Annotated in this window: 10 protein-coding genes and 1 pseudogene; 3 read left to right on the top strand and 8 right to left on the bottom strand. The window is 37.5% G+C overall.

Annotated features, from left to right (window positions below; genetic code table 11):
- Window positions 1-29: 29 nt before the first annotated feature.
- On the bottom strand, window positions 30-647 hold the full coding sequence (locus FJR04_RS13185; protein WP_168495431.1) for a TetR/AcrR family transcriptional regulator: 618 nt from the start codon (window positions 645-647) through the stop codon (window positions 30-32).
- Between the two features lie 774 nt (window positions 648-1,421).
- On the opposite strand from FJR04_RS13185, the gene FJR04_RS13180 reads away from it, so the two are divergent.
- The 3 genes from FJR04_RS13180 (at window position 1,422) to FJR04_RS13170 (ending at window position 5,714) form a co-directional block, all read left to right on the top strand.
- The gene (locus FJR04_RS13180) at window positions 1,422-2,618 is read left to right on the top strand and encodes an ABC exporter membrane fusion protein (RefSeq protein WP_168495429.1); all 1,197 of its coding nucleotides are present in this window, start codon (window positions 1,422-1,424) and stop codon (window positions 2,616-2,618) included.
- Between the two features lie 260 nt (window positions 2,619-2,878).
- Complete coding sequence (devC, locus tag FJR04_RS13175) at window positions 2,879-4,054, top strand: ABC transporter permease DevC (RefSeq protein WP_174763542.1); 1,176 nt, start codon at window positions 2,879-2,881, stop codon at window positions 4,052-4,054.
- A gap of 1,204 nt (window positions 4,055-5,258) precedes the next feature.
- A complete protein-coding gene (locus FJR04_RS13170; protein ID WP_168495427.1) occupies window positions 5,259-5,714 on the top strand; it encodes a helix-turn-helix domain-containing protein in 456 nt (151 codons plus the stop codon).
- A 196-nt stretch (window positions 5,715-5,910) separates the two neighbouring features.
- Here the strand turns inward: FJR04_RS13170 and FJR04_RS13165 are convergent, their stop codons facing one another.
- From FJR04_RS13165 to FJR04_RS13135, 7 genes and pseudogenes are all read right to left on the bottom strand, one after another.
- Window positions 5,911-6,651, bottom strand: coding sequence for a metallophosphatase (locus FJR04_RS13165; protein WP_168495425.1), 741 nt, complete (start codon window positions 6,649-6,651; stop codon window positions 5,911-5,913).
- A 222-nt stretch (window positions 6,652-6,873) separates the two neighbouring features.
- The gene (locus FJR04_RS13160) at window positions 6,874-7,683 is read right to left on the bottom strand and encodes a metallophosphoesterase (RefSeq protein WP_168495423.1); all 810 of its coding nucleotides are present in this window, start codon (window positions 7,681-7,683) and stop codon (window positions 6,874-6,876) included.
- Window positions 7,680-8,453: a GTP-binding protein gene (locus FJR04_RS13155; RefSeq protein WP_168495422.1), complete on the bottom strand. Its 774-nt coding sequence runs from the start codon at window positions 8,451-8,453 to the stop codon at window positions 7,680-7,682. The genes FJR04_RS13160 and FJR04_RS13155 overlap by 4 nt, the downstream gene beginning before the upstream one ends.
- A 116-nt stretch (window positions 8,454-8,569) precedes the next feature.
- Window positions 8,570-9,220, bottom strand: coding sequence for a GTP cyclohydrolase I FolE (gene folE / locus FJR04_RS13150; RefSeq protein ID WP_168495419.1), 651 nt, complete (start codon window positions 9,218-9,220; stop codon window positions 8,570-8,572).
- A gap of 98 nt (window positions 9,221-9,318) precedes the next feature.
- Window positions 9,319-10,362, bottom strand: coding sequence for a GTP-binding protein (locus FJR04_RS13145; RefSeq protein WP_168495417.1), 1,044 nt, complete (start codon window positions 10,360-10,362; stop codon window positions 9,319-9,321).
- A gap of 51 nt (window positions 10,363-10,413) precedes the next feature.
- Window positions 10,414-12,237 (bottom strand): annotated as a pseudogene (gene thrS / locus FJR04_RS13140) (threonine--tRNA ligase).
- A gap of 72 nt (window positions 12,238-12,309) precedes the next feature.
- Complete coding sequence (locus tag FJR04_RS13135) at window positions 12,310-13,551, bottom strand: FAD/NAD(P)-binding protein (protein ID WP_168495415.1); 1,242 nt, start codon at window positions 13,549-13,551, stop codon at window positions 12,310-12,312.
- Window positions 13,552-13,561 lie beyond the last annotated feature (10 nt).

Genomic DNA, 13,561 nt, shown 5'->3' with positions numbered 1-13,561 from the left:
ATTGTTTAAGAGGAGTCAATTGTCAGTTGTCATTCGGCACAATTGACGATTAAATGGGTTAAAGCATCAATGAGGCGATCGCTCTCCATGGGGATAATTTCATCACCATATAAGATTTGCTGCGTTATGGCAAAATGTGCTAAAGAACCAATTAACACTCTGGCGGTGGCTTCTGGATCAGGTATTTTTAGTTCTGGGTGAGATGCTAAATATTTACTAATTGTCTCAATAGCTGGTTTAGCTATAGAACGAATAAAAACTTTAGCTAACTCTGGAAAGCGCACCGATTCCCCGATTAACACGCGCTCAAATGCTAAATATTCAGGATCTGTAGTCATTTGCTCCAATGCTGTTTTTGCTAACCCCCGTAGCACAGTATAGGGTTCTCCTGCTAGGGAATACTGGCCAAAAATTGACTGAAATCGCTTTCTAGCTAATTGCTCAATCAGGGCGCTAAATAGTCCGACTTTATCATGAAAGTAACTATATACTGTTGCTTTAGAAACTCCCGCAGCTTCGGCTACTCGATCCATGCTTGTTCCTGAATAGCCATGTATCAAAAACTCCTGCATTGCTCCCTGGAGAATCTTTTCTATTTTATCTGTTGAATTTGAGCGATTAATATCCCCAGTTTTTGGGCGAACCATTTTTAAATCTTCCTGTTAAAGTTTTGATCAGAGTTGTACTTGCTGTAATGACATACAGCAGAAGTCGGAAGTCGTAAGGGTGTATCCCTGATGGGGACTGGAAGCATCAGCATTTAATATAAGGGCGTTCGCAGAGTGTGCTGGAAGCATCAGCATTCGGTGTAAGGGCGAAGCATTCGGAAAATAAACTTGGGGAAAAACCGAGAATTTGTCGCCCGAATGCTTCGCCCCTACTGGGAAAAACCGATAAATTATCGTCCGAATGCTTCGCCCCTACTTGGACAAAAACTGACTTTGTGTATAGGTTTCAATTTAGATTCTGTACCGCATTGATCTGCAATTTGCTGTAGCTGGGCTAGGTTGAGAGAATTTTAAACTAAACCGTTTAGTCTAGAATATACTATTTTTACGGAAACTGTCATCAGCTAACGATCCTACTTATTATTCCGGCATATCATCTATAAATGTTCGTTGTCATCAAAAATCTGGAATTAGTTTTGTAATCTGTAACGCAATAACTTGACTAAACTACTCCGTTAAGTTTATAGTTTTTTTAAACTAAACCGTTTAGTTTAGCTATCACGTTTTCAGGATTTTGGGGATTTGAGTTTTCTACTTCACCTTATTTAAGGATTTGTAATTTTTTTAAACTAAACCGTTTAGTTTAGCACTGACATTTTTAGGGTAGCCAGAATTTGTGTCTTCTACCGCACTTATTTAAGGATTTGCATTTTTCATTAATTAAATTTGAAAGCACTGAAAAGGTATGCGGTTGTGCAGAACCATAAGCTACAAGGATCATTATCTTCTCAGTCCATTCTCCGATTAGCGATCGCTATAACTATGTTGGCATCTTTATCTGTAGCTAGTATCAGTATTTTTACTGTACTCAAGTTTCGGGATGTAGATCATCAAAAACCAGCAAATCCGGCGATAGCAATGCCTGAGATCAAAACAGTCACAGCATTAGGAAGAATTGAACCAGAGGGGGAAGTGATCAAACTATCAGCGGCGATATCTGGGGAAGGGAGTCGAGTAGAGAAGATATTGGTACGAGAGGGGGAGATGGTCAAAGCTGGACAGGTAATTGCTATTTTAGATAATAGCGATCGCTTGCAAGCAGAATTAACAGAAGCCAAAGCCGAAGTACAGGTAATTCAATCTAACATAGCCCGGATTCAAGCAGGTGCTAAACGGGGAGAAATTACCGCGCAAAAAGCCATAATTGAGCGATTAGCAGTAGAAAGCCAAGGTGATATAGATACTCAAACAGCCACTGTAGAAAAATTACAAGCTGAATTAATCAATGCTGAAGCCGAGAATAAACGTTACCAAGAATTATATCAAGAAGGAGCAATTTCCGCTTCCCAAAAAGATAGTAAAAATTTGCACTTAGAAACGGCCAAAAAAAGCCTACAAGCTGGAAAATCACAATTAAAGCAACTGCAATTAAGTAGTAAACAAAGAATCAAAGAAGCTTCAGCCACACTAGATCAAATCTCTGAAGTGAGAAAAGTAGATGTTGAAGCTGCGATCGCCGAACTAAATCGTGCCGAAGCCATAGTAAAAAAAGCCACTATTAATCTTCAACAAGCTTATGTAAAATCTCCTCAAAATGGACAAATAATTGAAATCCACACTCGTCCAGGAGAATTAATTACTAATAATGGCATTGCTGACATTGGTAAAACGAGTCAGATGTATGTAGTTGCGGAAATTTACGAAAGTGATATTACCAAAATTATGCCAGGAAAACAGGTGCGGATAGTTGGTGATGTTTTTCCTCAAGAATTGCAGGGAAAAGTAGAACGGATAGGTTTACAGGTAAGAAAACAAAACCTGACAAATACAGATCCTTCCAGCAATATTGATAATAGGGTGATAAAAGTCCATATCCGATTAAATAAAGCTTCTAGTCAGCAAGCAGCCAACTTTACCAATATGCAAGTTAAGGTAATTATTAGTATTTAGTCAATTGTTAGTTGTCAGTCGTCAGTTGTCAATTGTCAATTGCTGATTAACAACTAATTAAAATGATTATAAATCCTTCTTTTTTATTTATTTATTCTTCTTTATTTCTTCCTTCTTTTTGTCTCCTGATTCTTGTACGGGCGAAGCATTCGGGCGACAAATTATTGTTTTTTTCCCAAATTTATTTTCCGAATGCTGATGCTTCCAGCAAGCTTCGCGAACGCCCCTACGACAACTAACCACTGACTCCTATAATTCCTATGATTTCCATTTTTCAACAATTGCAACGACGCACACCATTGGGGTGGTTGCAACTTAGTCATGAAAAAAGTCGCTTACTGGTAGCAGTATCAGGAATTGCCTTTGCTGATGTTCTCATGTTTATGCAGTTAGGTTTTCAAACTGCTTTATATGATAGTAATACTCGATTACATCGGAGTTTACAAGCTGATATTATTCTAATCAGTCCCCAAGCTCGGAGTTTACAAAGTATGTCTACTTTTTCTAGAAGACGACTTTATCAAACAATGGATGTACCAGGGGTAGAATCGGCTGAGGCTATGTATTGTAACCATATTATTTGGAAGAATCCCCAAACACGCTTAGAAACAGGAGTGTTAATTATTGGTATCAATCCAGATAAACCAGCGTTTGATTTACCAGAAATTAATCAACAATTACATAAGATTAAATTACCAAATACAGTCTTATTTGATCGGGCTGCTAGAGGAGAATATGAAGAGGCTATTCAGCAAATTCAAGAAGGTAAAACTGTCACCACTGAAATTAATGGCAGTACCATTACAATTGGTGGTTTATTTAAAATAGGTGCTTCCTTTGCGGCTGATGGTAGCTTGATCACCAGTGCTAATAACTTCTCTCAAATATTTGCCAGACAACCTACAAGCAGTGTGAGTATCGGTTTAGTTAAAGTCAAGCCAGGGTATAAAATTAATGATGTTGTTGCCCAATTAAAGGCTTATCTGAAAGATGATGTAAAGGTTCTCACCCGTGGCGAATTTATTGAGTTTGAAAATAACTTTTGGAGTAGTAATTCCCCGATTGGATTTATTTTTAATCTCGGTGTATCAATGGGGTTTGTAGTTGGGGTAATTATTGTTTATCAAGTGCTTTCCACAGATGTTAATGCCCATTTGCGAGAATATGCAACATTTAAAGCTATGGGATATCGTCATTACTATTTACTGACTATAGTTTTGGAAGAAGCTTTAATTTTAGCAGCTTTGGGATTTTTCCCCGGAGTTGCTGTCTCATTAGGACTTTATCAACTCACGCGAACAGCCACTAATTTACCTATGTATATGACGATAATCCGTGGTTTACAAGTTTTATTGTTAACTATAATTATGTGTGCTATTTCGGGAGCGATCGCTACGAGTAAACTACAATCTGCCGATCCTGCGGATATGTTTTAAATAGTTGAGTTCATATCATAGTCGGAGAAAACTAAATACACTCCACAGGAAGATGCAGATAAATAAAAGTAGATTTACATTAATCCTGGTGTGTCGAATAACTGCTTTCTATGAGGGTTTAGCATTCAAGCTAAACCTTTTTTTTTGCCATATTTAGAGTCTGAAAACACTCATATAAAGTTAGCTTAAAAAATCTTCAAAAAGCGGACAACAGCCTCGTTGTTCATCACTCCTTAACAGCTTTTAGAATATTTATACACATCCTCCAGATAGATGAATATCAGCGTCAATTAATGTAAATTAACCAACTATGGTAAACACTTGGTATATATGTAGGCTTGGTAAATCGCCAAGCCTTTTTTATGTTAAATGTAACTTTTTATCCACTAAACCCATAAAAATCTGATTTAATTCTACTTTAGGTAGTAGAACTATTTATTGAGATTGAGTAATCTTAACTTTATTAATGCCTGAAAAACGTGTATGCACCCTGAAAATAATTTCAGGGTCTTTTTTTTATTTTCAGGTAACAGGTAAACCATCAGAAAAGATTGAATTTATTTGAGAACAAAAAAATAATCAACATTATTAAATATCCGCCATATCAGATTTTCTTAAATTTGTACACACCTTAAAGGAAGATGAATCGGAATAATTTAGGGTTTAAAGTAACTGTATATGGTAAACACCTGGTATATACAAAGGCTTGGCTTAACACCCAAGCTTTTTTCATTTTTCAGGTAATTGGTTAATATGTATCTTTATCACTCTCTATCATCTTTAGGGAAATTTGGACACATCCTCCAGGAAGATGATCTGTCAGCAGAGTAGCATTAAATTAATTAAGTACGTTGTTAAGCACAGCAATTATGGAGGTTTGGTTATCACACCAAACCTTTTTTTTCGCTTTAATCTGTTGAACCAGATCAATTTATTGGAAGCACTGATGAGACAGCATGACAATACTTAGTATTAAAATTATTTATTACTAATATTATGTAACGTACTTGACATTTTATCTGATGGTATGTTCATATCTTTGCAGACTAAAAATAATTCCAGAGGATATTTACAACTACACTACAGCCAAAAAAGTCTTTGTGGCTTATATAAAATATAGTGTGTTACTATATACTGTGTTTACAAGTATATAGGCGAAATCATACATCAGCGTACCAACTACTTTAATTAAAGCAAAACGCCTATGGGATGTCGACTGAGAATTTTTTTAACTGATGAGGAAAAGCTCACATTAGAAGAGTTGAGAAAAGCTACAAGTATTCCTCAGCGAACGAAAGATCGCGCTCAGGTTCTACTGTTGAACGCTCGCGGATTAAAAAACGAGCAAATTGCTCAAGGTCTAAACTGGGCGATTTCTACAGTCCGTCAGACTCTACACCGTTGGGAAAAGATGGGTTTAGCAGGATTATGGGATGCTCCAGGTCGAGGAGGAAAACCCCGCTATTCAGAGGATGATTTAGAGTATTTGGAGAACTGTTTATTTCAAGAACCACAACAGACTTATAACTCTAAACAACTAGCCAAAAAACTAGCTTCTGAGCGACAAGTTTACTTGAGTGCTGACCGACTCCGAAGAGTTCTGAAAGAAAGGGGAAAAGTGATTAATACACGGAAAACATCTAACAATCATGAAGTCTGACAGACAAGAATAATATAGCGGTATGCACTCTTTGTAAGATACAGTCAGCCAATCGCAAACTCTGTAGGGGCGCAGGGTCTGCGCCCTCAATTGTATTGCATCAAGGGCGATAACCGCTATAGCTCTGTGCTGTTATCAACAGGTATTTAGTTTATCAGGGAATAGGAAAAAATGTTTGTGTCTTTTTCCTTGATATCTATTTTGTAGCCTGTAGCTGCTTTTGAAACCCTTTGCTATTTCCGTAGTACACAGGTTGAAATTTCACCTGATTTGTCCCCGGATTGTAGAGAGTATAGGTTGCTTCTCCTGGTGTTCGTCCCACATTTCCCACTCCTATGACTTGACGGGGGGTAACGGTGATTGTTTGGGGAGACAATTGACGATCTAGGGTAGTGATTTCACTGCTAATAGATCCAGCTTGTAACTGATACTGAAAAGTTAACCCAGAACGACCGCAAAACAGGTTATTTGCTTGCATTCGTGATAATCTATCTAGCATTTGAATTGGGGGCGTATCGGGGGTTAGTTCGTCATTTACACCCATTGTCGAACCATGTATTAATAGACAATCTAATTCAAAAAAACCAAAGTCGAGCGATCGCAACCATTGTACAGTTGGACGGGAAACACAATCCCACAACATCTGCACAGTATCACCACCATATTTTTCTAGCAATTCTGGCGCGTCTCCAGTGGGTCCCAAACCATGTAAAATTAAACATTGTTCTTCCCACCATCCCTTACAAATCATCGGTGCTAATTCACCCCGTCGTGGTGATTTCACCCTTGCTACTAACTCCTCACATTCTCGCCTTGGACCGACTAAATCACCGATAATATATAATGCTTCTATATAACGGTTTTGTCGCTTAATATCAGCTATTACAGCCTCATAAGCTGGCAAATTTCCTTCAATTCCACTTAAAATTGCCCACATAATTTTAGATTTTACAGTTATTTTTATGTCTCACGCAAAGGCGCAAAGGCGCAAAGGAAGAAAGGGTGATTAAGTATTGATAGTCCCAATTCCCAGTCAATACTTGTCGGTTAAGCTAAAAACATTAAATCAGGTAGGTTGGGTTGACGTTAGGAAACCCAACATTTACGGACGTTGGGTTGCGTTGTTGCTTAACCGAACAATATTGAAGCCCTAATCTTTTTATCTGGTACAAACATGACTTGGATCATCTGCGCGTTCAGCATACTCTAAGCCATTCGCTAAACGCCACGCAAAAATTTCTGGTAATCCCTTCTCTATAATTGCTGCACAGGTTTTTTGATAATCATACGTAACTTCTCGCAATGTCACTGCTTGAGTATCAGTTTCATAGATTACATAAGTTGCATTTGGTCGTCCATGTCTGGGTTCTCCAACAGAACCAACATTCACAATCTTTTTGAGAGCAGATGAAAAGCTGATTTTGCGTGATTCTGCTTGATTATTAACCTGGACTTGTAACTCACCAGCATCAAGATTTCGTGTATAAGGAACATGGGTATGTCCACAAAATAGCACATCTGCACCTGTGGAAAGTACCCGTTCTAAAGCAATGAAAGCATCAAGTTCAGGTAATAAATATTCATGGTTGCTATGAGGACTACCGTGAAAAAAAGCTAAGTTTTGCCATTGCAGACTATAGGGTAAATTGGCTAAAAATTCTCGGTTTTCTGGGTGAATTTCCTGATTTGTCCATTGGTGAGCTTTTAGTCCTCTTTTTTCCGCCAATATTGAAGGATAACTGCAATCGCAAGCATTCAATCCTTCCACAATATCCTCATCCCAACAACCGACGCAGGTAGGAATATCTAAAGAGCGAATTTGGTTAATCACTGCATTAGGATGTGGTCCATATCCCACCAGATCACCAACACAAAAGATTTTTTCGGCTTTTTGCTGGTCAATATCTAATAATACAGCTTCTAAAGCTTCATAATTACCATGAATACATGACATAACTGCTATTTTCATACTTCTTCACCTTCTAGTAAAATTTGTTGTACTTGTTGTTGATATTGCGAAATTAGGGATTCAGATAAACAACAATCTGATAATGTTGCTTTTAAAGTTGTTTCATCTAAGTTTTTTCCTACTATTTCTATGCCACTAAATCGCTGAGGTCTACCTTCTAAATATCGTGGTAAGTTTAATTCTAAAAAGTCTATTTTGGGAACACCAGCGACAAAATCACAGTAAAGAGAACGCCCATCATTAACATCAAAAATAGCTTTAGCACGGGTGACAGTACCATAAGCATTATGAGTTATTTCATACCAAAATTCATCTAAACTATTTTCATCAATGACTTGACCTGTAGTTTCTACTCGCCATAAATTTTCTACAGTTATAGTAGGAACTGGTGCGCCGTGTATAATTTCATTTGCCCAACTATCATATTCAGAGTTTTGCAAATCTGGTGGAATAATTGCTATGGCGCGGTAAGTTAGATGATCTAATATTTTTGAGATAGTTTTTAATTCTAGATAAGAACCTAATTCAACATATACACTATTAGCTGTGGGTATATGATGAAGAAATTCAATTTCTTGACCATCACCAAATATGTTGAGTTCCGGAAATTCAGTAGCTATTCTAGTTTGATCAATAGGAACATTCCCAGTTCCTGGACAAAAATAAATTACTTTTTCCGCAGATACAATATCTCGAATTTGTTGACAAATCCAAGTAGTTTTTCCAGCACCGGATAATCCAGCAATAACCTTAATGATTGGTATATTCATATTTTATACTATTTTTAATAAATATCCCTAATTACAAAGCTGATCATGTAGAGATCGGAAACTTCCTATCTCTACATAGTACAAGCTAAATTTAAATTTGTATCAGCCAAAGCCTGTTATTTAAAATTAGGATTGTGTCGAATTAAATTCATGAATTCTTCACGAGTTCGTGCGTCTTCAGAAAATACTCCCCGCATTGCACTGGTAACAGTCCAAGAGCCTGGTTTTTGAACTCCTCTCATCACCATACACATATGAGTTGCTTCGATTACAACTGCAACTCCTTGAGGTTTGAGTAAACCTTGCAGTGCGTCAGCAATTTGTAAAGTCAGCCGTTCTTGTACTTGCAAACGTCGTGCATACATTTCACAAATGCGGGCAATTTTTGATAAACCTATCACCTTACCATTAGGAATATATGCAACATGAGCGCGGCCAATGATTGGTAATATGTGGTGTTCACAGGAACTGAAAATATCAATATCCCGGACTAATACCATTTCATTTGCCTCTTCTGTAAATACTGCTCCATTGAGGAGTTCATCTAAGGATTCATGGTAGCCATTGGTCAGAAACTTTAAAGCTTTAACAACTCTTTTAGGAGTATCTATTAAACCTTCCCGGTCTGGATTTTCTCCTAATCCAATCAACAAAGTCCGTACAGCCTGTCTCATGTCTGCTTCTGTTACAGTTGGCTGTTGCTGAGTTGATAAAGATGACACCACCTGAGCCGCGGAATTCAGATTGGGACGAATAGATAAAGTCATTTTCTGAGTTTAATGGGGATGAGTTATGACACTAGTTAATAGTTCAATAGATATGAATATCTATGAACTAAATTAGAGATTTAATGAACGCTTTCTTATTATACCAAACATTTGTTAAGTTTTGTATGAATCTCATTAGTATCCAACTTTCTGCCAATAAAAACTACCTGATTTTTAGGTAGAGTATTCCATTCGTCTGCGTGCAAACTGTAACGAGGTCCACTCAGTTGGAAAAGATGGCGTAAATTACTATCATTAAACCATAAGATGCCCTTAGCTCGAAATACATTCTGTGGCATTTCTTCAGTCAAGAAATTCTCAAATTTATGGACATCAAATGGTTTGTCACTTTGGAAGGAAATCGAAATAAACCCATCATTGTCTAAATGATCAGAGTGATGATGATGATGTTCATGCTTATGTTCATGCTTATGTTCATGCTTATGTTCATGGTGATGATGAGTATCTTCATCATCAATAGCGATATATTTATCTTTTGGTGTTAAACCCACATCTAAAATTAATGGTAAAGCAACTTCACCATATTGAGTATGTAAAATTTTCGCTCCATGTTTGACATCATGGATAAAATTTTCTACTTCTTGGAGTTTTTCTGAGGTAACAAGGTCTGTTTTATTGAGGAGAATAATATCTCCATAGGTAATTTGTTTTAAAGCTGCTTCACTCTCGAAGTGTTCTTCGTTAAATGTTTCAGCATCTACTACTGTGAGAATCGAATCTAGATTAGTCAGGTCTCTTAGTTCTGTTCCCAGAAAAGTTAAAATTATTGGTAAAGGATCAGCAACTCCAGTGGTTTCAATGACTAGATAATCAATTCTGTCTTCTCGTTCTAAAACTCGATATACGGCATCAACTAAACCATCATTAATGGTACAACATATACAGCCATTGCTGAGTTCTAGCATGTCTTGATCTACAGAAACTAGCAATTGACTATCAATGTTGATATCACCAAATTCATTGACAAGAACGGCGATTTTTAAATCTTGTTTGTTTTGAAGAATTTGATTTAAAAGTGTGGTTTTTCCACTCCCTAAAAATCCTGTGATAATAGTTACAGGCATTCCTTGTTTAGGAATTTCAGGAATTATATTTGTTTTGTTCAAAGTGATGGTATTCATATCAAAATTTAATGGATTTGAATTGTTGAATCAATAAAGCAAATAAGGATTTTAAGCTGTTTGCAAATAATTTACAAGTTCAGCTAAGTTTAAAATTCCTAAATCTCCAGTTTTTCTACTTCTTACGCTTACAGTCGTGCTTTCTATTTCTTTCTTGCCAATAATAGCGAAAACGGGGATTTTTTCTAATTCAGCCATGCGAATTTGTTTACCTAATCGCTCACCACTGCTATCTATTTCTACCCTAAAGCCGCTTTTTTTTAAATCTTTTTCCACCGATTTTGCATATTCTCGACAATCATCACTAACAGGTAAAATCCGCAGTTGTACAGGTGCTAACCACAGGGGGAAATCACCTGCATAATTCTCGATTAAGATGCCAAAAAAGCGTTCTAAAGAACCAAAAATAGCCCGATGAATCATAATTGGTTGTTGACGACTGCCATCGGATGCAATATACTCCATATTAAATCGTTCTGGCAAGTTAAAATCTACCTGAATTGTGGAACATTGCCACAAACGACCGATAGCATCTTTAATTTTAATGTCTATCTTGGGACCATAAAAAGCTCCCCCACCTTCATCAACAATATAATTCCAACCTTTAGTATTTAAAGCTTGTTCTAGTGCTGTGGTTGCTAATTCCCAAACGTGATCAGTTCCTACTGATTTTTCAGGACGGGTGGAAAGATTAACTTCATATTCTTTAAAGCCAAAATCTGATAAAATCTGCTCGGTGAGATTTAAAACGCCTAAGATTTCCTCAGCTATTTGGTCAGGTAAACAAAAGATATGAGCATCATCTTGAGTAAATCCTCGTACTCGCATTAAACCATGTAAAGATCCAGAACGTTCATAACGGTATACTGTTCCTAGTTCTGCCCATCTTAATGGTAATTCTCGATAGGAATGGAGTTGATGTTTGTAAGTTAGGACATGAAAAGGGCAATTCATGGGCTTAATTTAATAAGCCTGATTTTCCACATCCATTGAGTCAAACATACTCTCTTGATAGAAGTCAAAATGTCCTGATGTTTTCCATAAATCAAGATTGGCTACATGAGGCGTATATAGTAATTGATAACCAGATTCTAGATGGGCTTTGCGCCAATAATCTTCAATGATGTAGCGAATTATTGACCCTTTGGGATGCCAAAATACTAAGCCACCTCCAGCTTCTTCTTGAATACTAAATAAGTTAAGTTCTTGACCTATTTTTCGATGATCTCGACGTAAAGCTTCTTCTATGTGTTGGAGGTAATTTGCTAATTCGGCTTTTGTTTGCCACGCTGTTCCGTAAATTCGTTGTAGTTGTGGTTTGGTGGCATCTCCTTGCCAATAAGCACCGGCAACATTCAATAATTTAAAAGCATGAGGATCAATTTCACCTGTAAAGTTAATGTGTGGTCCTGCACACAAATCCCACCAATAATTATTTGCTGGTTGAATGTCTGTGACAAATAATGATGGTTCTGATTTCACCGTTTCAGGAGTACCAATAAAGTAACGGGTGATAATTTCTGATTCGGGAATGCGTTCTAAGATTTCTAATTTGTAGGGTTCATTTAATTCGGCAATTTCGGCGCGAATTTCTGATCTTTTTACTTCTTCGCGGATAATAGGTAAATTAGCTTTGATTATCCGTCGCATTTCTGTTTCTATTTTGGCCAAGTCATCAGTCGTGATGCTAATTGGACAATCAAAATCGTAGTAAAATCCAATGTCTGTGACAGGTCCAATTGCTACCTTAGTCCCTGGAAATAGCTTTTGTACCGCCATGGCCATAATATGGGCGCTGGTGTGACGAATGAGGGTGAGTTTGTCGCTATCGTGTAGGTTCAAGCTGTCTTGAGACTGGGTTAATGAACTGACCATACCAAACCAGAATGAGAATCGTTATCAGTGTAACGCAAAAATGTCTGAATGGGAAAATATTTTAAAGTGCTGTTAGCTGGCTTGGACTTCAGTAAGACTGTGAGGAAAGGCTACACTGGGTTTAACAATGGCTGGGACGATTTTCTCACTGGCCATTCTTGCACCTGATAAATTTCTGGCTGTTGGACCCACTTGCAAGGCTGCTAAACCACCCATAATAAATAATTCACAACCAGTCCAACGCAGATAACTATCTAATACGGGTAAACCGTTGACTATTTGGATGGGATAGGCGGCTAAAATGTCCTGTAATAAGGGTTCTGTGGTGACATCGAATTTAGTGCCTGTGGCTAACCAAATATAATCAAAGTTGTAAATATTACCGTTATTACATTCTATCTGCCAGTTATTACTTAACCATTTGGCTTTGACTATTTGACAGTTTTCGTCAATTTTAATATTACCACGATGCTTTTCTTTACGAAGTTGGGTAGCGATCGCCGGAGTCATAGAACCACCATTTCTCGCTTCTTGAATTAGCTTCCAGCGTTGTTGCCAATTTTGCTCAAAAAATCCTTTCAGATATTTGGGACCTAACCAACCCGGTTCAGCATCAAATAGCTTTTCTGATAACTGTCTTCGCAGCATTAAATGGACTTTTGCACCATGGGAAATTGCACCTACAGCTAAATGTCCACTGGTTAAGCCACCACCGACTATTAAAACTCTTTGACCTGTTAAACTGTGATATTTCCGCAAATCTACAGTGTGAGAATGGCAAAGTCTATCTTGAGGATACACTGATTTAATCTGATTCACCCAATCAGGAATGTGTATTTTACCGCTACCGGTTGCCAACACTACCCGCCGTGCAGTTACCGTTTGTCCATCTGACAGCCCTAATTGGAATTGAGGACGCAAATGATCTAAAAGAGGTTTAATGCTGGTTACAGCTAGAGAAATAACTTGATCATGTAACTGATATGATGCTATGACATCCTGACAAAAATCCGCAAATAGCTTAGTTCCGGGTAAGTCGTAGGGGGGAAAAAGTTCCTGAGAACGAGATTCAGCAAATTTCCTTAAAGCGAAGGGGTTAGAGTGGGGATGATGAACAGCGGGCGATCGCAAATGGGGAATTTCCAAAGCTGCAAATTGCTGTTTCCAGCGACTTAACCATGTACCACTCGGATCAAATACGGCAAATTTCCCTTTCATTGTCTGCCGTTTTTGCAAGAGATGGGCAACTAAAGTTAGTGCATGAGGTCCAGCACCGATAATTGCTAAGTCAATTTTTGTAGGAACTGTAGTCATAATTCATAAT

It is taken from the genome of Anabaena sp. UHCC 0204, assembly GCF_009711975.1.
Taxonomy (GTDB): Bacteria; Cyanobacteriota; Cyanobacteriia; order Cyanobacteriales; family Nostocaceae; genus Dolichospermum.
This window is presented reverse-complemented; position numbering and strand designations above follow the sequence as displayed.

Excerpts from the sequence above, each read along its gene's own strand:
- FJR04_RS13185 (WP_168495431.1), bottom strand. The coding sequence starts at position 647 with ATGGTTCGCCCAAAAACTGGGGATATTAATCGCTCAAATTCAACAGAT.
- devC (WP_174763542.1), top strand. The coding sequence starts at position 2,879 with ATGATTTCCATTTTTCAACAATTGCAACGACGCACACCATTGGGGTGG.
- FJR04_RS13170 (WP_168495427.1), top strand. The coding sequence starts at position 5,259 with ATGGGATGTCGACTGAGAATTTTTTTAACTGATGAGGAAAAGCTCACA.
- FJR04_RS13165 (WP_168495425.1), bottom strand. The coding sequence starts at position 6,651 with ATGTGGGCAATTTTAAGTGGAATTGAAGGAAATTTGCCAGCTTATGAG.
- FJR04_RS13160 (WP_168495423.1), bottom strand. The coding sequence starts at position 7,683 with ATGAAAATAGCAGTTATGTCATGTATTCATGGTAATTATGAAGCTTTA.
- FJR04_RS13155 (WP_168495422.1), bottom strand. The coding sequence starts at position 8,453 with ATGAATATACCAATCATTAAGGTTATTGCTGGATTATCCGGTGCTGGA.
- folE (WP_168495419.1), bottom strand. The coding sequence starts at position 9,220 with ATGACTTTATCTATTCGTCCCAATCTGAATTCCGCGGCTCAGGTGGTG.
- FJR04_RS13145 (WP_168495417.1), bottom strand. The coding sequence starts at position 10,362 with ATGAATACCATCACTTTGAACAAAACAAATATAATTCCTGAAATTCCT.
- FJR04_RS13135 (WP_168495415.1), bottom strand. The coding sequence starts at position 13,551 with ATGACTACAGTTCCTACAAAAATTGACTTAGCAATTATCGGTGCTGGA.